At 40.4% G+C, this 21,757-nt stretch carries 18 protein-coding genes; 8 read left to right on the plus strand and 10 right to left on the minus strand.

Features of this window, described 5'->3' with window-relative positions; all coding sequences use genetic code 11:
- Positions 1-82 precede the first annotated feature (82 nt).
- The gene (locus FLJC2902T_RS01115) at positions 83-1,297 is read right to left on the minus strand and encodes a TCR/Tet family MFS transporter (protein WP_023577939.1); all 1,215 of its coding nucleotides are present in this window, start codon (positions 1,295-1,297) and stop codon (positions 83-85) included.
- A 199-nt stretch (positions 1,298-1,496) separates the two neighbouring features.
- Between FLJC2902T_RS01115 and FLJC2902T_RS01120 the strand changes: the two genes are divergently transcribed.
- Positions 1,497-3,728 (plus strand): DUF7619 domain-containing protein, encoded by a 2,232-nt coding sequence (locus tag FLJC2902T_RS01120; protein ID WP_023577940.1) that lies wholly within the window; start codon positions 1,497-1,499, stop codon positions 3,726-3,728.
- Between the two features lie 70 nt (positions 3,729-3,798).
- On the opposite strand, the gene FLJC2902T_RS01125 is transcribed toward FLJC2902T_RS01120, so the two are convergent.
- Entirely contained in the window at positions 3,799-4,317 is a 519-nt protein-coding gene (locus FLJC2902T_RS01125; protein ID WP_023577941.1) for a hypothetical protein, read from the minus strand.
- Positions 4,318-4,620: 303 nt separating this feature from the next.
- Between FLJC2902T_RS01125 and FLJC2902T_RS01130 the strand changes: the two genes are divergently transcribed.
- Both FLJC2902T_RS01130 and FLJC2902T_RS16360 read left to right on the plus strand, forming a co-directional pair.
- Entirely contained in the window at positions 4,621-5,778 is a 1,158-nt protein-coding gene (locus tag FLJC2902T_RS01130; protein ID WP_023577943.1) for a TlpA family protein disulfide reductase, read from the plus strand.
- A gap of 54 nt (positions 5,779-5,832) precedes the next feature.
- The gene (locus tag FLJC2902T_RS16360; RefSeq protein ID WP_023577944.1) at positions 5,833-5,979 is read left to right on the plus strand and encodes a hypothetical protein; all 147 of its coding nucleotides are present in this window, start codon (positions 5,833-5,835) and stop codon (positions 5,977-5,979) included.
- A 156-nt stretch (positions 5,980-6,135) separates the two neighbouring features.
- Here FLJC2902T_RS16360 and odhB read toward each other — a convergent pair whose 3' ends face one another.
- Both odhB and FLJC2902T_RS01140 read right to left on the minus strand, forming a co-directional pair.
- A complete protein-coding gene (odhB, locus tag FLJC2902T_RS01135) occupies positions 6,136-7,350 on the minus strand; it encodes a 2-oxoglutarate dehydrogenase complex dihydrolipoyllysine-residue succinyltransferase (RefSeq protein WP_023577945.1) in 1,215 nt (404 codons plus the stop codon).
- Positions 7,351-7,516: 166 nt separating this feature from the next.
- The gene (locus FLJC2902T_RS01140; RefSeq protein ID WP_023577946.1) at positions 7,517-10,285 is read right to left on the minus strand and encodes a 2-oxoglutarate dehydrogenase E1 component; all 2,769 of its coding nucleotides are present in this window, start codon (positions 10,283-10,285) and stop codon (positions 7,517-7,519) included.
- A gap of 110 nt (positions 10,286-10,395) precedes the next feature.
- Between FLJC2902T_RS01140 and FLJC2902T_RS01145 the strand changes: the two genes are divergently transcribed.
- Positions 10,396-10,959 carry a hypothetical protein gene (locus FLJC2902T_RS01145; RefSeq protein WP_023577947.1) on the plus strand — a complete coding sequence of 188 codons (564 nt, stop codon included), beginning with the start codon at positions 10,396-10,398 and terminating at the stop codon, positions 10,957-10,959.
- Here the strand turns inward: FLJC2902T_RS01145 and FLJC2902T_RS01150 are convergent.
- The gene (locus FLJC2902T_RS01150) at positions 10,943-11,293 is read right to left on the minus strand and encodes a hypothetical protein (RefSeq protein WP_023577948.1); all 351 of its coding nucleotides are present in this window, start codon (positions 11,291-11,293) and stop codon (positions 10,943-10,945) included. The genes FLJC2902T_RS01145 and FLJC2902T_RS01150 overlap by 17 nt on opposite strands.
- A gap of 65 nt (positions 11,294-11,358) precedes the next feature.
- Entirely contained in the window at positions 11,359-12,333 is a 975-nt protein-coding gene (locus FLJC2902T_RS01155; protein ID WP_023577949.1) for a polyprenyl synthetase family protein, read from the minus strand.
- A 138-nt stretch (positions 12,334-12,471) separates the two neighbouring features.
- On the opposite strand from FLJC2902T_RS01155, the gene FLJC2902T_RS01160 reads away from it, so the two are divergent.
- The 4 genes from FLJC2902T_RS01160 to FLJC2902T_RS01175 are packed head-to-tail and all read left to right on the plus strand — an operon-like array spanning position 12,472 to position 18,698.
- The gene (locus tag FLJC2902T_RS01160; RefSeq protein ID WP_035676621.1) at positions 12,472-13,071 is read left to right on the plus strand and encodes a TetR/AcrR family transcriptional regulator; all 600 of its coding nucleotides are present in this window, start codon (positions 12,472-12,474) and stop codon (positions 13,069-13,071) included.
- Positions 13,072-13,081: 10 nt separating this feature from the next.
- On the plus strand, positions 13,082-14,416 hold the full coding sequence (locus FLJC2902T_RS01165; protein ID WP_023577951.1) for a TolC family protein: 1,335 nt from the start codon (positions 13,082-13,084) through the stop codon (positions 14,414-14,416).
- Between the two features lie 5 nt (positions 14,417-14,421).
- Positions 14,422-15,489 carry an efflux RND transporter periplasmic adaptor subunit gene (locus FLJC2902T_RS01170; protein ID WP_023577952.1) on the plus strand — a complete coding sequence of 356 codons (1,068 nt, stop codon included), beginning with the start codon at positions 14,422-14,424 and terminating at the stop codon, positions 15,487-15,489.
- 32 nt (positions 15,490-15,521) lie between these two features.
- On the plus strand, positions 15,522-18,698 hold the full coding sequence (locus tag FLJC2902T_RS01175; protein WP_023577953.1) for an efflux RND transporter permease subunit: 3,177 nt from the start codon (positions 15,522-15,524) through the stop codon (positions 18,696-18,698).
- A 58-nt stretch (positions 18,699-18,756) separates the two neighbouring features.
- Here FLJC2902T_RS01175 and FLJC2902T_RS01180 read toward each other — a convergent pair whose 3' ends face one another.
- The 4 genes from FLJC2902T_RS01180 to FLJC2902T_RS01195 all read right to left on the minus strand — a co-directional run bounded on the left by FLJC2902T_RS01180 (position 18,757) and on the right by FLJC2902T_RS01195 (position 21,730).
- Positions 18,757-19,392, minus strand: a complete 636-nt coding sequence (locus tag FLJC2902T_RS01180; protein ID WP_023577954.1) for a dienelactone hydrolase family protein — start codon at positions 19,390-19,392, stop codon at positions 18,757-18,759.
- 11 nt (positions 19,393-19,403) lie between these two features.
- Positions 19,404-20,039 carry a phosphoribosyltransferase gene (locus tag FLJC2902T_RS01185; RefSeq protein WP_023577955.1) on the minus strand — a complete coding sequence of 212 codons (636 nt, stop codon included), beginning with the start codon at positions 20,037-20,039 and terminating at the stop codon, positions 19,404-19,406.
- 154 nt (positions 20,040-20,193) lie between these two features.
- Complete coding sequence (locus FLJC2902T_RS01190) at positions 20,194-21,186, minus strand: TlpA family protein disulfide reductase (RefSeq protein WP_023577956.1); 993 nt, start codon at positions 21,184-21,186, stop codon at positions 20,194-20,196.
- A 196-nt stretch (positions 21,187-21,382) separates the two neighbouring features.
- The gene (locus FLJC2902T_RS01195) at positions 21,383-21,730 is read right to left on the minus strand and encodes a toxin-antitoxin system YwqK family antitoxin (protein WP_023577957.1); all 348 of its coding nucleotides are present in this window, start codon (positions 21,728-21,730) and stop codon (positions 21,383-21,385) included.
- Between the last annotated feature and the right edge of the window lie 27 nt (positions 21,731-21,757).

Consider the following 21,757-nt stretch of genomic DNA (forward strand, 5'->3'; position numbering starts at 1 on the left):
AAATTCACACGAATCGATTTGTGTAAATTTGTGTAATTCGTGGCAAAAAACCATAATTTTAAACTATGCTTCGTAAAATGAATCAGAAATTTCTTTTCAGTGTCCGATAGGCGATTACACTGCTGATTATCATCAAAATTCCGCCCAAAATAAAATGCGCACCTGCAAACTTAAATGGCGCTTCGTCGTGGGTGAAAAAGTAAAACGTATTAGCCATTAAAGGAGGCCCGACAATGGATGTGGCACTCATCAGACTAGCCAACGTCCCTTGTATTCCTCCCTGCTCCGAAACCGGAACGGTGGATGCAATTACCGATTGCAAAGCCGGGCCTGCAATCCCTCCCAAACAGTACGGAATCAGGAATACCATCATCATCCATCCCTGGGAAGCAAAAGCAAAAAGGAACATTCCCGCGGCATAGAGCGTCAAACCCCAATATATACTTTTGTTATTGCCGATTTTCGGATTAATCCAACGAATCAGTCCGCCCTGGACGATCCCCACCAGCAAACCGATTACCCCTAAAGAAATCCCTACCATTCTTTCGTTCCAGTTAAAACGGTACATCGTAAAATAACTCCAGTTACTTTGTACGGCATGTGAACCGATATAAACCAACACCAAAGCCACAATTAATCCGATTAAAGAAGGATATTTTTTCAGGTTGAGCAATGCGCTGATCGGATTGGCCTTTTTCCAGCTGAAAGCCCTCCTGTTTTCTTTCGACAAAGATTCCGGAAGTATGAAATAACCGTATAAGAAATTAACCAAACAAAGGAGCGCTGCGGCGTAAAAAGGAATGCGGGAACCATATTGACCAAGCACACCGCCAATCACCGGTCCGATTATGAATCCCAAACCGAAAGCGGCACCGATCATTCCGAAGTTTTTGGCACGATTACTTTCATCGCTCACATCGGCAATGTAAGCGGTAGCGGTTGTAATGCTTGCACCTGTCAATCCCGCAAGAATTCGTCCAACAAACAACCAGGCAATGGTTGGTGCAAAAGCCAATAGAAGGTAATCCATGGCGAAAAAGAAAAGGGAACTCAGGATGATTGGCCGGCGTCCGAATTTATCGCTCAGGTTCCCGATTAGCGGCGCGAATAAAAATTGGGTCATTGCATAAGCAAAAGTAAGCCATCCTCCGTATTGGGAGGCTACACTGATGTCACCATGAATGAGTTCGGCTATCAGTTTCGGAATTACCGGAATGATGATTCCCCATCCGATAATATCAATCAGCATCGTGATAAATATAAAGCCAACCGCGGCCGATTTCTTGTTTTCCTTCATGTTCATTTAAAAAAGTAAACCTACAAAAATCTTATTTGAAAAACCAATGACTGCTAAATTGCTTTTGCTTCCCGAATTCACAACTTAAAAACAATGTTTTTTAATTTTTTTCCTACTGTTTTAACAGATTATATTTTTATGTAAAAAAAATTTCAGTACTTTTATAATCCTAAAAATTAGCTATTTAAATCCAATTCATATGACAAAAAAATACTTTCTAACGTTAATTGTTTTCATCGGTGCGTTGTACAGCACTTTTGGACAGTGTCTTACCCCTACGAATCTTCTGGCGACAGGGATCACGCAAACATCTGCAACAATTGGATGGACGTCATCCGGAACAACTACCCAATGGGAAGTTTTGTTACTTCCTGCAAACGCAGCGGAGCCTACACCAAACAACCATGGAATAATTGCCAACACTTCTCCATATACTGTAACAGGATTAACACCCTGCACCGCTTACAAATACTATGTACGATCCATCTGCAGTCCGGGAATTTCAAGCGCTTGGACGCAGCCTCTCTATTTTACAACAACATCTGCCGGGTCGTGTTCTTATTCCGCAAACATTTACGCTACTCAGACTATCCCAACAAGTGATTTATTTGCGGAAGTAATCGGAGGAACTGCTCCTTTCACGTTTCAGTGGACCCTTAATGGAGTAATCATTCAAGGGGCAACCAGCCAAAATCTTGCGATTAACGGACAAGGCGGAACCTATCAGGTTACCGTAACCGATTCCGCTAATCTGACAACGACAGCCACCATCACGATTCAAGGAATCAGCATTGTGGCAAATAACGATTCAATGACCGTTTATCCGACCAGCAATACAACCGTCAACACGCAAACCGTATTATCAAACGACCTTTTAAACAGTTATCCTATTTATAATTACAGCAGTGTGATTTTAACCCCATTGACCGTGCCTTCCGGATTTACCATCAACCCTAACGGAACAATCAGCGTTTTACCAGGAACAGCACCGGGAACTTACACCTTAACATATAGGATTTGTGCCGTACAAAGCCCCACGACCTGCTCGACTGCGACAGCTACTGTAACAGTAGCCAACGAAGGTTTTGTATTGAAAGCTTTTATCGACACCAACAATAACAGCACACAGGATCCAGGGGAAGCGAATTTCAATCATGGACAATTCACGTACCAGATAAATAATACCGGGGCTGTGACTTTGGTTGCCTCATCAAACGGAATGTATTACATACAGGAATCCAATACCGCAAACACCTATGATTTGGGTTTCACGATTGACAGTAATTACAGCAGTTACTATACCGTTACCCCTAGCTCCTACAATGACATCAGTTTTGTTGCAGGTTCCGGTGTTATGGTGTACAATTTCCCGGTAACCCAAGTGCCTTATTCCGATGCTGTGGTAAACGTTCTTCCTCATGGTGCACCACCGAGACCCGGCTTTACCTATCAAAACCGGATTGTATATATAAACGCCGGCAACCAGCCGATTGCTTCCGGAACCGTCACTTTCAACAAAAGTAACACGGTTACCATCACGAATATTTCACAGGCGGGCACTACCCCAACAGCAACGGGATTCACCTACGATTTTTCGAATCTATTACCGAATGAAGCGCGTTCCTTTATAGTAACGATGCAGGTACCAACGATTCCGACGGTTGCTCTTGGAAATCTGATTACAAATTCAGCCTCAATAGCAATTCCGGTTAGTGACGCAACCGCATCCAATAACACCAGCAGTCTGACACAAACAATAGTAGGCTCCTACGATCCGAACGACAAAACCGAAAGCCACGGTGGCAAAATTGTGCATTCCTCTTTCACATCGAACGACTACCTAACATATACAATCCAGTTCGAGAATACCGGAACGTATAGCGCGGAAAATGTCCGAATCAACGACATACTGAATGCGAAACTTGATGAAACTTCGTTGAAAATGATCAATGCGAGCCACGCCTACACTTTGAACAGAGTTGGCAACACATTGAACTGGCATTTTAACGGCCTTGACTTACTTCCTTCCGGAAAAGGACATGTGACTTTCCAGATTAAACCAAAACCGGGTTATGTAATCGGCGACATTATCCCGAATACGGCATCCATTTATTTCGATTTCAATCCTGCCATTATAACCAACACTTTCACAACGGAATTTGTTGCTACAATGGGCGTTTCTGAATTCGGAAATGCAATATTTACGGTGTATCCCAACCCCACTAACGGCTCTGTAAACATCGTATCGAAAGACAATTCATCTTTAATAAACACAGTGACTGTTACTGATATTTTAGGCAAAACGGTACAAACAAAAACGGTTAACACTACCAACACCAACATTGATTTATCGGATTTGTCAAGCGGAATTTATTTTGCCAAAGTAAAATCAGACAATAGTGAAAGCATCATAAAGATCGTTAAGCAATAATCTGACAACATAGCAACCAAAAATCCCGTCTCGCTCTTAAGAACAAGACGGGATTTTTTTTACGGTGTGATTACTTTTTCATTTTTTGTTCCAGACTGATTTTTAAGGCCTCAAGGTTTTCCTTTTTCAGCTGCAGTGCTTCTAAAGCATACAGATTATGTTTCTTCAGGGTGTTGGTGGCTCTTACCCGAATACTTCTGATCAGCGAATTCCTATTGTCGTACTCTTTTTGCTGTTCTAAAAACGAAGCCACTTCTAAGGCCGCGAAACAATCGTTACGTATAGTTTCAATAGTGCTGATTTGTTTGGCAACCTTATACAACTTGATTTGCGCATCGCGATAGTCGTACTGCAATTTTTCGTAAACCAGTTGTTTTTCGGCTTTGGTGATGTCCTGGCTTTCCTTGCAAACGCTTTTCTTTTCTTTCAAATGCGTCAGCACAACCCCTAATTGCTGCATGGCCTCCAAAGGTAAACCGCGTTTTCCGGAGGCAAACATCGACCATCGTGCCCGCTCTATGCCAAACAAATACCCTGCTTCTTCTTGCGTTAAGCCCAATATATTCTTTAAGGTAGTGCCTTTTTTCATTGTTGTATTTTTACAGAAAAAAATAATTTGAAACAAAATCTGTTTCATTTTTTCAAATATAAAATTTTGAAACAACAATTGTTTCAAAATAATAAAAAATGTTTTTTTGAAACGTATTTAGATTGTTCCCTAAAACTTTTTGAAATATCACCGAATTTGGTGATTGTGTAGGTGTTTTTTTATGATTATGTTTGTGGGACTCGTTTGTTACATATAATTATGAGTTAATTACAACTTTAACACAACGGTTAAATTATTAATACCAAGGAGTTTTAAACTCCTTGAATATCAACTTTTACAATTATGAAACTAAACGCTAAAACCATTATATTTTTTTTGTTTTGTCATTTATTGACTGCTCAAAATAAATTTTCAATTTCAGGATCTATTTCTTCAAAATATAAAGATGCAGATATTGTACTTTATTCAAAAAGGTCTGGATTTATCCGTATAAAAACAAAAGAGAAAAAGGGGCAATTTTATTTTACAGGTGAAATGAAGTATGATTATGATCAAGCTTTTTTATCTGTAGATAAAGAAAATATAAACCTTGGAATAACTAGTTTTTTTATTGGGGGAGGGAATTTTAAAATTGATATTCAGGAAATTAATAAGGTCGACTCATTAAATAACATACATTTTTCCAATGTGCCTTTTGTTAAAGAGAAAAAGATATATGAAGAAATGACAACCCCATACAAAGATAGTGTTCAATTAGCTTTTAATATTTACAGCAATTTAAAACATGACAAATTAAAAAGATATGATAAAGATTCTTTATGGTCAATTGTTTCAAATTCGAGAAAAAAACTTTTAGCACAAAAAGTAAAATTTATGGAATTATTTCCTAATGATTATATTTCATTATATTATCTTAACACAGAGATAATTAATACCATTCATCCAATTACTATTAACGAACTTAACGCAATTTATACTAAATTTAGTAATGATTTGAAAGAGACTGAATTAGGAAAATCAATTGGAGCATATATAAAGAAAAAACAATCGCTTACTGTTGGAAATACTTTACCTAATTTCTCCTTTAAATCCAATGAAGGACAAAATTTTGATTTGTCATCATTTTATAATAATAAAAAACTAGTACTTCTTTGTTTTTGGGGCAGTGGCTGTGCTCCATGCATAAAAAAAATTCCAACGTTAAAAACGCTTAATGAAAAATATGAAACTAAAGGCTTGCAATTAATATCTGTTTCATTAGATCCTCAGGTAGATTATTGGTTTAGTTCTTTAAAAAAGTATGAAATGCCTTGGTTGCAAACCTGTGATATTCGTGATTACAATCAAGGAAGAAGTATAGGGAAGCTCTTAGATGTAACCAACATGCCTCAATATTTTTTAATTGATAACACGGGTAAACTTGTTTATCATAATGAGCAATCAAATGATGATGAGAATTTTACAGTTTTATTGAAAATCTTAGACAGTCAATTACAATAAACACTCATTTTTAAGATATAATCAGAACTAAATTTTACAATTGAAAAATTACTTATGACACCTGAAGCAAAAATAGAGCGCAGAAATAAAATCTTAAAAGGACTTGAAAAAGCTTATGAGAAAATGCTTGACTTAAAAAAAGAGCTTAAAAGCGAACTTGTAATCATACAAGACAATAAAATTGTAAAAATAAAACTGTAAGAAGTACTTCAGGTAACAAATAACTGGTACCACCATTTCTCTCTCCAAAATTTGTTTTTCATTCAAACTTTCCGGTAAAACACACCACCAATAAAAAATCCCGCCTAAAAAGCGGGATTTTTAAATTTATAAGATTGCTTCGTTTCCTCGCAATGACTATAGTTCCAAAGCTTTCTTAGGATTGTTGTCCATTAAGATTTCAACCGGATTTTCTAACGCTTCTTTCACAGCTACTAAGAATCCAACTGACTCACGTCCGTCGATGATTCTGTGATCGTATGATAAAGCTACGTACATTACCGGAGCGATAACGATCTGACCGTTTTTAACGATTGCTCTTTCCACCACATTGTGCATTCCTAAGATACCTGATTGCGGAGGATTGATGATTGGTGTAGACAACATACTTCCGAAAACACCACCATTTGAAATCGTGAATGTTCCACCTGTCATTTCATCCACAGTAATTTGTCCGTCACGCGCACGGATAGCCAAGCGTTTGATTTCCGCTTCAACACCACGGAACGTTAAGTTTTCAGCATTACGAACTACCGGTACCATTAATCCTTTCGGACCTGAAACCGCTACAGAGATATCACAGAAATCGTAAGAGATTTTTTCCTGACCGTCAATCATCGAATTTACATCCGGGTACAATTGTAACGCACGGGTAACTGCTTTAGTAAAGAACGACATAAAGCCTAATCCCATTTGGTGTTTCGCTTTAAACTCTTCTTTGTATTGGTCACGGATGGCGTAAATTGCACTCATATCTACCTCGTTGAAAGTAGTCAACATCGCTGTTTCGTTTTTAGCAGAAACCAAACGCTCTGCCACTTTACGACGCAACATCGATAATTTTGTTCTTTCCGAACCGCGAGAACCACCTGTTGGCGTACCCATTGAAGGAACAGCGTTTACCGCATCTTCTTTGGTTACTCTTCCACCTTTTCCGGTACCTGCGATATCAGAAGGCTGAATGTTTTTCTCGTCTAATATTTTTCTTGCTGCCGGTGAAGGCGCATTTGTAGCATATGTTGCTGCTGCAGGAGCCGGAGCTGCTTTTGGAGCCTCAGCTTTAGGCGCTTCAGCCGCTTTTTCTGCTGCAGGAGCCGCTCCACCTTCCGGTTTTGCCGCAGCCGTATCAATTAAACACACTACCTGACCTACCGCTACTGCATCGCCTTCTTCCGCTTTAAGCGTAATGATTCCGCTTGCTTCTGCCGGTAATTCTAAGGTAGCCTTATCAGAATCAACCTCAGCAATTGCCTGATCTTTTTCTACATAATCTCCGTCTTTCACTAACCAGGTAGCGATTTCCACTTCTTTGATTGATTCTCCCGGTGAAGGGACTTTCATTTCTAAAATCATATCTCTTTTAGTTTAAAAGTTTAAAGTTTAAAGTTTAAAAGTTGTGTTTAAAACTAAAACCCAATTCTAAATTATTGTTGTTACGCCTAGCCCTGATGGTAGCGGCATCCTTTTTTTGCTTTTATAAATGGCAAAAAAAGATACAGCAGACAGCAGGATAAAGCTACTAATTAAATAAATTCTTGTCAAAAACCATTGCGATAGCTGCTGCATGACGTTTTTTGGAACGCACATAACTTCCGGCTGCCGGCGCGCTGTATGCTTTTGGCGATGCCACTCTGAACTTCACTTCATGGAAATTCATCAGCATAAAGCCGTAAGCTCCCATGTTTCTCGGTTCTTCCTGTGCCCAAACGTAATCGTCCACATTTGGATATTTAGCAATAATCGCTTTCATTTGTTCGACTGGTAACGGGAACAATTGCTCCACACGCACCAAAGCCACATCAGTTCTTCCGTTAGCTTCTCTTTCCGCTTTTAAGTCGTAATAGAATTTACCGGTACAGAATACCAATGATTTCACATCGGCTGCATTCACGTTTGCATCGTCGATCACTTCCTGGAATTGTCCGTTTGCAAATTCCTCAACAGAAGAAACTGCTTCCGGATGACGCAATAAACTCTTCGGTGTAAACACTACCAATGGTTTACGGAATTTCGTTACCAACTGTCTACGCAACAAGTGGAAGAAGTTAGCCGGCGTGGTACAATCCGCTACGTACATGTTGTGATTCGCACACAATTGTAAGAAACGCTCCATACGTGCCGAAGAGTGTTCCGCTCCCTGATTTTCGTAACCGTGCGGTAACAACATTACGATTCCGTTTTGGTTGTTCCATTTGTCTTCCGCTGCCGAAATGTATTGGTCAATCATAATTTGGGCTCCGTTTCCGAAATCCCCAAACTGTGCTTCCCAAATTGTCAATGCGTTTGGATTCGCTAAAGCATAGCCGTACTCAAATCCTAAAACACCATATTCTGAAAGGTGCGAATTATATACAAAGAAGTTTCCTTTTTTATTCGGAATATGATCTAACAAAATCACTTCTTCTTCTGAATCTTCCACTTTAATTACCGCATGACGGTGTGAGAACGTTCCGCGCTCTACGTCCTGACCGGAAATACGAACATCGAATCCTTCTGTTAACAACGAACCATACGCTAACATTTCGCCCATCGCCCAATCCAGTTTATCGGTTTCGAAGAACATGGTTTTTCTGTCGCCGATAAGTTTCGTGATTTTGCTGATGAATTTTTTATCCGATGGTAATTCGGTTACCGTTTTAGCGATTTCCGTTAACGTTGCTTTGTCTACTTTCGTTTCAAACTTCTTAAGCATTTCTGCCGCTTCTGCCTGTTCGAAACCTTTCCATTCGTTTTGCATGAACGGAGTAATCACCGTCAAATCTCTTTTACGGGATTCTTCCAGACTTTGCTCCAGATTCGTTTTGTATTCCGCTTCCAATTGCGCAACATGATTCCCGTCGATTGAACCTTCTGCTTTCAATTTTTCAGCATAGATATCTCTCGGGTTTTTCTGTTTTGAAATGGATTTGTATAATTTCGGTTGGGTGAAACGAGGCTCATCACCTTCGTTATGACCGTATTTTCTGTATCCTAATATATCGATGAATACGTCGGTTCCGAATTCCATTCGGTATTCCAAAGCAAACAACATCGCATGTACCACCGCTTCCGCGTCTTCTGCATTAACGTGCAATACCGGAGACAATGTTACTTTAGCTACATCGGTACAATAAATTGACGAACGCGCATCTAAGTAATTGGTTGTAAATCCAACCTGGTTGTTCAATACCACATGAATGGTTCCGCCTGTCCTGTAACCGTCCAGTTTGGCCATCTGTATAATTTCGTATACGATACCCTGACCGGCCACCGCTGCATCTCCGTGTACTGCGATAGGCAATACTTTCGAAAAATCGTCGGCGTAATATTTATCTTGTTTCGCACGGGTAATCCCCTCAATAACCGCTCCTACCGTTTCAAGGTGCGAAGGGTTCGGCGCTAAATTCACATTGATTTTTTTACCGCTTTGTGTCTGACGGTCGGCCGTTAAACCTAAGTGGTATTTTACATCACCATCAAACAAGGCATCATCATCGTAATCTTTTCCGTCGAATTCGGAGAAAATATCCTGAGTTGATTTGCCGAAAACATTCGCCAATACATTCAGACGGCCACGGTGTGCCATTCCCATAACGAATTGCTCCACGCCTTTATCGGCTGCCGCTTCAATTAAGAAATCCAATGCCGGGATAGCCGATTCGATTCCCTCCAACGAGAAACGTTTCTGACCCACATATTTGGTATGAAGGAAGTTCTCGAAAGAAACAGCTTCGTTTAATTTCTTAAGGATGCGTTTTTTCTGATCGGCATTGAAACTTGGAAGATTGTCGTTGATATCCAATCGTTTCTGAATCCATTCGATGGCTTTCGCGTCACGAATGTACATGTACTCGATTCCGATGGATTCGCAATATACTTTGTTCAGATGGTTTAAAAGCTCCTGAAGCGTACATGGATTCAGGTTCACGATTCTTGACGCATCGAAAACGGTATTAAGATCGGCAGATGACAAACCGAAGTTTTCAATCGCCAAATCCGGAGAATAGGTTCTTCTTTCACGAACCGGGTTGGTTTTAGTGAATAAGTGACCTCTGGTTCTGTATCCGTCAATTAGTTTCAGAACGTTAAACTCTTTTTGTAATTTATCGGAAACTACAGCGCAGTCACCTCCGTCGGCTAAATTCGCAAGTTCTTCCACCGGACCGCTTCCAAATTCATTGGCAAAGTCAAATCCCTGGAAGAAACTCCTCCAACTTGGTTCTACGCTATCGGGGTTCTGTAAATATTGTTCGTATAAATCGGCAAAAAATGCCGTATGTGCTGCGTTTAAAAAGGAAAACCTATCCATAATTCTGTCGAATGACGATTTTGGGTTAAAAAAAATTTTTACGCAAAAGTACAACACTTTAGAATAATCTTCTAATGTTTTTCATACTTTTATATCATAAAATATTCCTAATGATGAAGTTGAAAACAAACCCACCTCGTTTTTTAACAATAGTTCCGACCTGTGTTCTTTTTTTAACTACATCGCTTTCCACAACAGCACAGAACGACAGTATTACCAAACAACCGAAACAAAAAAGTGATTTTTGGCAAAAAGTACAATTTGGCGGCGGGTTCGGATTAAGTATTGGCGGAGATTACACCAACATACTGATTGCACCCGGTGCCATCTACCCGATAAACGAAAAAGTGGCAGTCGGCATGGGACTCCAATACAGTTATGCGGAAGAAAAAGACTTTTACAACTCACATCTTTACGGGGTGACTTTCATAACGCTTATCAACCCTATTCCCGAAGCACAATTTTCTGTTGAACTGGAACAATTGCGGGTGAACAACACTTACACACAATTCATCCCTGAAATAAAAGAGAATTTCTGGAACACGGGTCTGTTTTTGGGCTTGGGATACCAATCCCAGAATGTGACTTTTGGCTTTCGCTATAATGTGCTGTACAGGGAAGACAAAGACGTATATGGTCAGGCCTGGATGCCGTTTGTCAGAGCCTATTTCTAAACCAGACTTTCTGCCATTCCCGTTTCAGAACGAGAAAGGTAACCTGTTCGGAAAGTTCCACCAAATCGGAGCCGTCCAGTTTTTTTACCTGATCCTCCGGAACATCAATGATGTATAATAAATTAAGGTATTCGGCAAATTTATACTGAATCAGGCGATAGATTTTTTCGTGCAAGGCGACTTTCAGATCAATCGGAGAAACGGTAACTGGAAAATCAACACTTTCATTGGCAAACGTAAAATCCTTGTTGATTTGTTCCACCAATTTCACGTACAACGCTTCCTTCTGTGCCTCAGAAAGCAATAAATCGGTATTTTGAGGAGCAATGTACATGGAAGTCAGAAATTAAAAGTTAAAAATTCAGACATTAGTCAATAGTCATTTTATTCAGCGGAATGCTAAACATTACGACTCATTAAGTTCTCGCCAAACGCTCTTAAAACCTCTTTTTTATCCGTTTCAATCTGCATTTTATCAAGGGTATCAAACGCTTTGAATGTATATTCTTTTATAGCTTTTTGAGTAACTTCACTGGCTCCAGTTGCATCGAAAATCGTTTTTACCGAAGCGATTTTATCCGCATTATCCGTGGGCTGAATCGAGAACAAATGCGACAACTGCTCCTTTTCGGATGCATTGGCAAACTCCATGGCTTTCAGGTAAAGATACGTCTTTTTATTTTCGATGATATCCCCTCCTACCTGCTTCCCAAAGGTTTCCGGATCACCGAACGCATCGAGATAATCATCCTGCAACTGGAACGCGATGCCGAGATTTAATCCGAATTCATAAATCAGATCCGCATTCTCCTCTGACGTTTCGGCCACAATCGCACCCATTTTCATGGCCGCCCCTACCAGAACAGCGGTTTTGTACTCTATCATTTTAAGGTATTCCGGTATGGTGACGTCTTCCCTACTTTCGAAATCCACATCCCATTGCTGCCCTTCACACACTTCCAAAGCCGTCTTACTGAATACTTTAGCCAACGAACGGAATATGTTCGGTTCGTACTGTTCGAAATACTGGTAAGCTAAAATCAGCATGGCATCGCCGGATAAGATTCCGGTGTTTATGTTCCATTTCTCATGCACGGTTTCGTGTCCGCGACGCAGGGGTGCATCGTCCATAATATCATCGTGAATCAGAGAAAAATTATGAAACACTTCTACCGCTGTAGCCGCCGCTAATGCTTTTTTGCAATCCGCATTAAACACTTCGGCCGCCATCAGTGTCAGAACAGGCCGCATTCTTTTCCCCCCCAAATTCAATATGTAACGAATGGGTTCGTATAAATTCTTTGGTTCCCTGCTGATGGAGATGTCTGAAAAATGGTCTGATATAATGGCCTGATAGTCTGAAACGGAATGCATGAAATTAATTTTCGGCTAAAGTACTTCAAAACGGGAGTTTATCAAAAACAAATGAAATGTTAATTTTTTCTAAATACTTTGGAAACTTTATTGGTGTTAAAAGTTTCCTTTGTAATTTTGCTGCAAATAATTGACAGCATGAAGAACGATATTTTACAAAAAGCGTCTGATATGTTCCTGAGTCTCGGCTTTAAAAGCGTGACGATGGACGACATTGCCAACGAATTGGGTATTTCCAAAAAAACGATTTACCAGCATTATACAACCAAGGACGATTTGGTAGGAGCTACCACTTTGTACCTATTCGACACCATCTCGGCGGGAATCGACGACATTTGTGCTATCGGCAAAAACCCGATTGAAGAACTTTATGAAATAAAAGATTATGTGCTTCAGACTCTAAAATCTGAAAACACTTCCCCTTTTTATCAGCTTCAGAAATTTTACCCCAAAATCCACTCGTCTTTAAAATGTAAGCAATTTGACAAAATGGACAGTTGCATCATCCAAAACCTGAATCGTGGGATTGAACAGGAACTGTACCGAAAAGAAATCGACGTTGATTTCATTGGCAGGATTTACTACGCCGGAATGCACACGCTGAACAACATCGATATTTTTCCGGAAAACATGTATAACAGCAGGGATCTGAAAAACAAATTCTTAGAATATCACCTTAGAGGCATTTCAACCGAGAAAGGCCTGTCTGTACTAGAAAAATTCATCAACAAAAAATAACCTTAATCAAATGAAACATAAAATAACAATCGCGTTTCTGTTTGTCGCAACACTGCTTCAGGCTCAGGTAAAAGAACTGACCCTGAAAGACGCTTTGCAATATGCTTTAGAAAATAAAGCCGAAGCCCAAAAGGCAAAATTGGATGTGGAAAACAGTAACCATAAGATTGCAGAAGCACGCTCCAGAGCTTTACCGCAACTGTCATTAAACGGTACACTTTCAAACAACCCCATTTTGCTGCAGAGCGCATTACCCGGAGATATAATTGGCGAACCCGGGACAGTTGTTATGGTTCCGTTTCAACAGAAATGGACCAGTGTAGGATCTGCATCGGTCACACAAGCCATATTTGATCAGGCGGTTTTTACAGGTTTAAAAGCAGCTAAAACCACAAGGGAATTTTACACTATTAACCAACAGTTGACTGAAGAACAACTTATAGAGGCTGTCTCCGTCAATTACCTCCAGATTTATGTGTTTAAACAAAAATTAAGTTTTGTTGAAAGCAACCTTAAGAGCACCCAGAAAGTCCGCGACATCATTAAAGGACAATACGATAATGGTCTGGCTAAAAAAATCGATTACAACAGAATTTCTGTAAAAGTCAGCAATCTTGAGGCAAACCGTCAGCAATTTGCCAAACAACTTGAACTTCAGGAGAACACTTTGAAATTTTTCATCGGGATGCCAATGACGGAAAAAATAAGTATCCCGAAACTGAACTTTGAAATAAGCGCAGAAGCTTTTACCGAAGAAGTGAAGCTTGACAACAGATCAGAAGTTTTACTTCTGAAAAAACAGGAAGAGTTATTAGGTCTTCAGAAAAAATACTATCAGGCAGAGTATTACCCAACACTTTCTTTGGACGGATCTTATGGTTACCAGGGTCTCGGGAAAGAATTCCCATTAGGCGCAACACCTCAAGACCAGGTATATTGGAGCGATTTTGCAACATTGGGTCTTACCATGAGAATCCCTGTTTTCAACGGTTTTGCAACGCGTTCCAGAGTCCGTATGGCCGAAGTGGATTTGAAGAAAATATCCGAAGACATTAAAGAAACGGAATTGGCGTTAAACTATGATTTTGAAAATGCCAAAACCCAAATGACCAACAGTATCATAAACGTAGGAACCCAAAAAGAGAACGTAGCACTGGCCAAAGAAGTTATGGAAAATACAAACAATAATTACCTTAACGGATTGGCAACCTTAACCGATTTGCTCGATTCCGAAACGGCATTAAATGAGGCACAAAACGCTTACACGATTGCGCAATACGAATACAAATTGGCAGAAATACAGATCATCAAATCAAAAGGCGAATTAAAATCTTTATCAAAATAACCATCATGAAAAAAAATATAATATCCGGATTAGTAGTTGTTGGCGCTCTTGCCCTAATAGCATTTGTATTGCAGAATAACAAAAAGAAAAACGAAGCCGCAACTGCCGTAGTAGCAGAGAAAAACGCAACCGTTTCCGTTAAAATTGACACTGTTAAAACCGAAGAAGTTTCGTTGGATTTCAGCGTAAACGGTAATTTCGAACCGATACAGGAACTGACATTTTCTGCCGAAAAATCAGGAAAGGTAATAAGTGTTTTGGTTAAGGAAGGTGATCGTGTTTCTGTTGGGCAAACCATAGCAATCGTTCGTAGCGACGTTATTAATGTGGAAGCGCAAAATGCCAATGTAATCTATCAGAATGCGGTTACCGATTTAAACCGTTTCGAAAGCGCTTACAAAACAGGCGGTGTAACCAAACAACAATTGGACAATGCCAAATTAGCGCTGGCTAACGCGCATGCAAGATTAAAACAAGCCAACATAAACGTGGGAGATACGCGAATAAAAGCACCAATCAGCGGAATCATCAATAAGAAATTCATCGAAACCGGCTCCATTTTAGCGGGTATGCCTCCAACAGCGATGTTCGAGATCGTGAATGTTTCCAAATTGAAATTGAAAGTAACCGTTACCGAAGGCCAAGTAGCCGGACTGAAAGTCGGAAACATGATTAAAGTGACTTCAAGCGTATATCCCAACAAGGAATTTTCAGGAAAAATCACCTTCGTTGCGCCAAAAGCAGATGCCAGTTTAAACTTCCCGGTTGAAGTTGAAATCGTTAACAATACCGACAACGACCTGAAAGCCGGAATGTACGGGACCGCCTTATTCGCTTCGAACCAACAGAAACAAATGTTAATGACGGTACCACGAACTGCTTTCGTTGGAAGTGTTAGCAGCAATCAGATTTTCGTAAACGATAACAAAACAGCTGTACTTAAAAACGTAGTTGCAGGAAGAATTCTTGGCGATAAAGTGGAAATCATCAAAGGTTTATCAAATGGCGAACAAGTGGTAGTAACCGGTCAGATTAACTTGACGGACGGAACAAAACTGGAAATCATCAAATAAGCAGTAAGGTATAAGCCTTTAAAAAAACATCTATGAAATTAGCAGAAATATCCATAAAACGCCCGTCGTTAGTGATCGTATTGTTTACGATACTCATCCTGGGAGGTTTGTTCAGTTATTCGAATCTGGGCTACGAATTGATCCCGAAATTCGAACAAAACGTTATCACCGTGGCCACCGTTTATCCGGGAGCCTCACCCAGTGAAGTTGAAAACACGGTAACCAAAAAAATAGAGGATGCCGTTGCTTCCCTTGAAAACATTAAAAAAATCGAATCGCGTTCCTACGAAAGTTTGTCAACGGTTTCGATTACCTTAAACAGTAAAGCCAATTCGGACATTGCCCTGAACGATGCGCAGCGAAAAATCAATGCCATCATCAGTACGCTTCCTACCGATGCCAAAACACCGTCCCTGAGTAAATTCTCGCTGAGTGATTTACCGATCATGACCATTGGTGCCAACGGGAAAATGGATGAAGTGGAATTTTACGATTTGATCGACAAAAAAATCGCTCCGGTGCTTTCCCGTGTAAACGGTGTGGCGCAGGTAAACATTATTGGTGGTCAGGAACGTGAAATTCAGGTAGGTCTTGACGCCGTAAAAATGCAGGGATACGGACTTTCGGTTCCGCAAGTACAACAAGTGCTTCTGACTTCCAATCTGGATTTCCCAACCGGAAACATTCAGACCCGTAATCAGAAAATCTTAATCCGTCTGGCCGGAAAATATAAATCGGTGGAAGAATTACGAAATCTTGTAATTGCATCGAAAAACGGAATTCAGATACGCTTAGGCGATATTGCCGATGTACAGGACGGTCAGAAATTAGCCGAAAAAACATCGCGTATCGACAGAAAAAGTGCCATTATCCTTCAGGTTGTAAAACAATCGGATGCGAATGCCGTAGCGGTTAGTGAAGAAGTTTTAAAGAACATCACCAAACTGGAAGAAGGCTATAAAAACATCGGTTTAGACTTAAATGTGGCTAATGACAGTACGGTTTTCACCCTTGAAGCTGCCGATTCGGTAATTCACGATTTATTGATGGCCGTTTTATTAGTGGCCCTGGTAATGTTGTTCTTCCTTCACAGTATCCGAAACTCATTGATTGTAATGGTATCGATTCCGGCTTCGTTGATTGCGACCTTTATCGGAATCTTCTATCTTGGCTATACGCTGAACTTAATGAGTTTATTGGGATTATCACTGGTAGTGGGTATTCTTGTGGATGATGCCATCGTGGTTTTGGAAAACATCTACAGGCACATGGAAATGGGTAAAAACCGAGTTCGCGCCGCGTATGACGGAACAGCCGAAATTGGCGGAACCGTAACTTCCATTACGTTGGTAATCGTTGTTGTTTTCCTTCCTATTGCCATGAGTACCGGATTGGTGTCGAATATCATCACGCAATTCTGTGTCACCGTAATTATTTCAACTTTATTGTCGTTATTGGCTTCCTTTACGATTGTTCCGTGGTTGTTTTCAAGATTTGGAAAACTGGAACATATTGAAGGTAAAAACCTGTTCGGAAAAACCATCCTTGCTTTCGAAAAACAGTTAACCCGTTTCACTGATTATATCACCCACCTTTTAAACTGGTGTTTGGATCATAAACGAATTGCAATGGGATTGGTTGCCGTATTGTTCTTTGCTTCGACCATCGGATTGGTGGGAGGAGGATTTATCGGAGGTGAATTCTTTGCCAAAACCGACCGAGGAGAATTTTTAGTTCAGATCGAATTGCCGAAAGACGCGTCCTTAGAGCAAAGTAACTTCATGGCGCAGAAAGCGGAAGCCTTTTTGAATACGCAGGAAGACGTACAAAGTTTAATTACAACCGTAGGTCAGACCAGTGAAGGTTTCGGAGGTTCTCAGGCGACGGCTTACAAAGCTGAGATTGACGTAAAAATGGTCCCTCAAAACGAACGTGAAGACGATTCGTATGTATATGCAGCCAAAATGAAACGTAAGTTGGAAAAAGTTTTGGTGGGTGCTAAAGTAAAAACGGTTCCGGTAAGTATTCTTGGAACAGCAGAAGAAGCTCCGATTGCCTTAGTGGTAACAGGAACGTCTTTAGACAGTGCCATGGAATTTGCAAAACAGGCCGAAATCGCCTTAACGAAAATTCCGGGTGCCACCGAAATCAAATTGTCTGTGGAAAGCGGAAATCCGGAAATCAACGTTCAGGTGGACCGTGATAAAATGGCAGCTTTAGGATTGTCATTGCAAACGGTTGGTTTAACCATGCAGACGGCGTATTCCGGAAATACCGACGGTAAATTCAGAGCCGGTGAATACGAATACGACATCAATATCAAATACAGCAGTTTCGACCGAAAAAGTATTACCGATGTAAGCAATCTGATTTTCGTAAACGATAAAGGCGAACAGATAAAACTATCCCAATTCGCTACCATTACAGAAGGATCAGGTCCTAGTCAGTTGGAACGAAGAGATAAAACAGCTTCGGTTACCGTGAAAGGACAAACCGTAGGTGTACCGGTAGGAACCGTTGTGGCTACATTGGAAAAAGAATTGGTAAAAATGAAGAAACCAACCGGGGTGAATTACATCTGGGGAGGTGATCAGGAAAACCAGAGTGAAGGTTTCGGAACCTTAGGTTTTGCCTTATTGGCGGCTATTATTTTGGTTTATCTGGTAATGGTTTCCCTGTACGACAGTTTCATACATCCGTTTGTGGTGTTATTCTCCATCCCGCTTTCGTTTATCGGAGCGATGCTGGCCCTGGCGTTGACCAATAATACACTGAACATCTTTACGATTTTGGGGATTATCATGCTGATTGGTCTGGTTTGTAAAAATGCGATTATGATTGTCGATTTTACCAACCAGCGAAGAGCGGCCGGAGAAACAGTTCGAAAAGCGTTACTTCAGGCAAACCATGCCCGATTGCGTCCGATTCTAATGACCACGATTGCCATGGTATTCGGTATGTTGCCGATTGCATTGGCTTCCGGAGCCGGAGCAGAATGGAAAAACGGTCTGGCTTGGGTAATTATCGGAGGATTAATCAGTTCGTTATTCTTAACCCTGATCATCGTTCCGGTAGTGTATGATATCATGGATAAACTGGTGGTGAAATTCGGAAAAGCCGAGAAAACCGATTTCGATGGTTTGATGGTGGCCGAATACGATCATAAAGAATTAAGTGAAGACGGCTATACCCCGAAACACGAAATGTAATTTTTAAATTTAATTTGTTGAAGAACCGCTACAGTGATGTGGCGGTTTTTTTATGCCGCTATTGTTTCAGATAATAGTCAAACCAGGACGCCGCCAAAGCAGCCACTTCCTCCATTTTGCCGTATTCTTCAAAAAGATGTGTGGCACCGTCCACTATTTCAAATTGCCTGATGCAGGTTAAATTTTCATACGCAAACCGGTTCAGATTCAAAACTTCCGAATCCAGTCCACCCACAATTAATAACGTGGGCGCGGTAACCGACGGCAATACGTTAAACGCCAGATCCGGACGTCCTCCCCTGGAAACGACAGCCCTTATCTCCGAACCAAAATGCGCTGCAGCTCCTAACGCCGAAGCTGCCCCGGTACTGGCTCCGAAATAACCAAGGGACAAATCTTTTGTTTTTAGGTTTTGCTGTAACCATTCGGTGACCTCAATCAGGCGCCGGGTCAGCAAATCGATATCGAACCTTTTGTCGTAATCCCGATCTTCTTCTTCCGTGAGTAAATCAAACAAAAACGTTCCCATACTATGCTCCCTGATAATTTTTGCTACGAAGATATTTCTCGGACTTAACCGACTGCTTCCGCTTCCGTGTGAAAAAACCACCAAACCGCCTGCATCTTCCGGCAGAAGCAATTCGCCTTTCAACGTCACTGAAGACAACCGAATCTCAATTTCATTCCGTTCCATACCTGTAAAATTTACTGTGATTTATTAGCATCGCGCAGTAACCGGATGGCTTCTCGGTCTTCCACCTGACCAAACTCCTCATAAAACGCACCAACAGCTCCAAAATATCCCGGAGCCAGCAAGTAAACAAATTCATCCGCTTCCGCGGTAAACCGTCCCACAGCATCCAACGGAACAACCGGAGTGGCCACTATAATTTTCTTTGGATTTTTTTTCCGCAACATGGCTATACTTACCAAAACTGTGTTTCCGGTGGCGATACCATCATCCACAATAATGACGTTCCTTCCTTCTATCTCGGGAAATGGGACACTTCCCGTATAAAGTTGCTGTTTTTCCGACAATGCTTCACGCAAACGGATAATCTCCCTTTCAATATAATCATCCGAAACACCGGAACGATTACCCATTATAACCGTATCCTGAGAAACCGATCCGATGGCATATTCCTTATTGCCCGGATGGCCGATTTTTTTGGAAAGCACAATGCTTAAAGGTAAATGCAATGCTTTGGCAACTTCATATCCTATGGGCACACCGCCTCTGGGAATCGCAAGGACAACAGTGTCCGTGTCCTTATAACGGAATAATTTAGCGGCAAGCAACCTTCCCGCCTCAGTTCTGTTGGTAAATGATCGATATCCCATGATTTTATTCTTATGAATTCAACCAATATAAAATTACTGAAAATCAGCCATTTAATTACAACACCAACAACAAACCCGGGAAGATATGTATAAAAAAACAAGAATGGCTGTCACTACTCTGTAACAGCCATTCTTGCTTAAAATTTCTTTTGTATTAGTTTAATAACTTATCAAAAACAGAAGCTAATTCCGGAGAAGAAGGTCTTGGAGCATCGGCATTTACCACTTTCCCGTTCGGATCAATTAAAATAAACCTCGGAATACCTGTTACTTTAAAATCCTGTACAAATTTTGAATTCCAGTCGTTGTCGGCGAAAAGCTGTACACCACCTAATTCTTTGTCTTTAACCATTTTTTTCCATTTTTCCATATCCGTCTGTTTGTCGATGGAGATACTCATGAACACAATATTTTTTTCATGGTATTTTTTTTCAACATCCTTTAAAAACGGAATTTCCGCTCTACAAGGTCCACACCAGGTAGCCCAAAGATCGATGTAAACGAACTTGCCTCTGAAATCTTCCAGTTTTGACTTTCCGCCTTTGTAATTTACGTAATCAAAGGAAGGCGCTGTAGTATTGTTCAATTTCTTTGTCTGCAAAGCTTGGTCATACATCATTTTTAACTGACCATACTTCATTTCAATTTGCTTTTTTTCAATAGTCACAAAAGAAGCGCTAAGGTTTTTGTCCTCCAAACGGGCCAAGTTACTTTTCAGTATTTCATTATATTTTGCATTGAAATCCGTTTCGTTGGAAGCCATCAAAGCGGCAAAATCAAGTTTTTCATCTAACAGAATCTGCTTGGCTAAAAAATTGTTCTCCGCAGCACCGCTTCCCTCATAAACAATCGATTCATCAAACTGATTTACATCCATTTTCATTTTCAGATCGAAACCGTTTTTCAGATACAAATCGGTATATTCTTCTCCGATATGTAATTCATACAATCCATCTTTCACTCTTAGAGTATCTTTAAAAACACCATTTTTTACATTAATCTTTTTAATCAGTTTTCCTCTCGAAGTAATTGTGGCTTCGTTAGGTCCGTTTGCAATAGTAGCGGAAAAAGTGGCATATTCTTTACTCTGTCCGATGGCTGCAGCAGTCAGCAGCAAAGTGGTTACCGTTAGAAAAAGTTTCTTCATTGTGTTATATTTTTTTGATTGAGAAATCAAATATATTCTTTTTCTGTAAGATTTAACTCTTATTCTGAAATTTATTTTTCAACTGAAAACAAGAATGGCTGTCACTACTCTGTAACAGCCATTCCCCTTTAAAGACGCTGGTATTGAATCCGTCTTCTGCAAACAGATATAATCTTTTCTCGAAAGCAGACCGTGATTAATTTCTGTTCACTATCGCGTCTTTAGTCCATTTTTTCACTTCTGAAATTTTACTTTTGCTGTAATCCACTTCAGCAAGTGTGGCATTGTTCCAAAAAAACCATTTCCCTGTTTTCATGCCGTCCTTATATTCTCCTATCGATTGCTTCGATCCGTCTTCATTGAAAGCAACCCATTTCCCGTTTAGCTTCCCGTCCTTATAAAAACCTTCCTGTTTTACCTGACCGTTATCATAATAATACGTCGCTTTTACCTCTTTTCCCACAACCTCATATTTAGGCTCAATATTCTGTGCTACCACCACTCCGGTGAACAGTAACAATCCTGCAAATAAACTCTTTCTCATAGAAACTGATTTTTAATAGGTTAGCTA

Origin of the sequence: Flavobacterium limnosediminis JC2902, assembly GCF_000498535.1 — a bacterium.
In the GTDB taxonomy this organism is placed as follows: Bacteria; Bacteroidota; Bacteroidia; order Flavobacteriales; family Flavobacteriaceae; genus Flavobacterium; species Flavobacterium limnosediminis.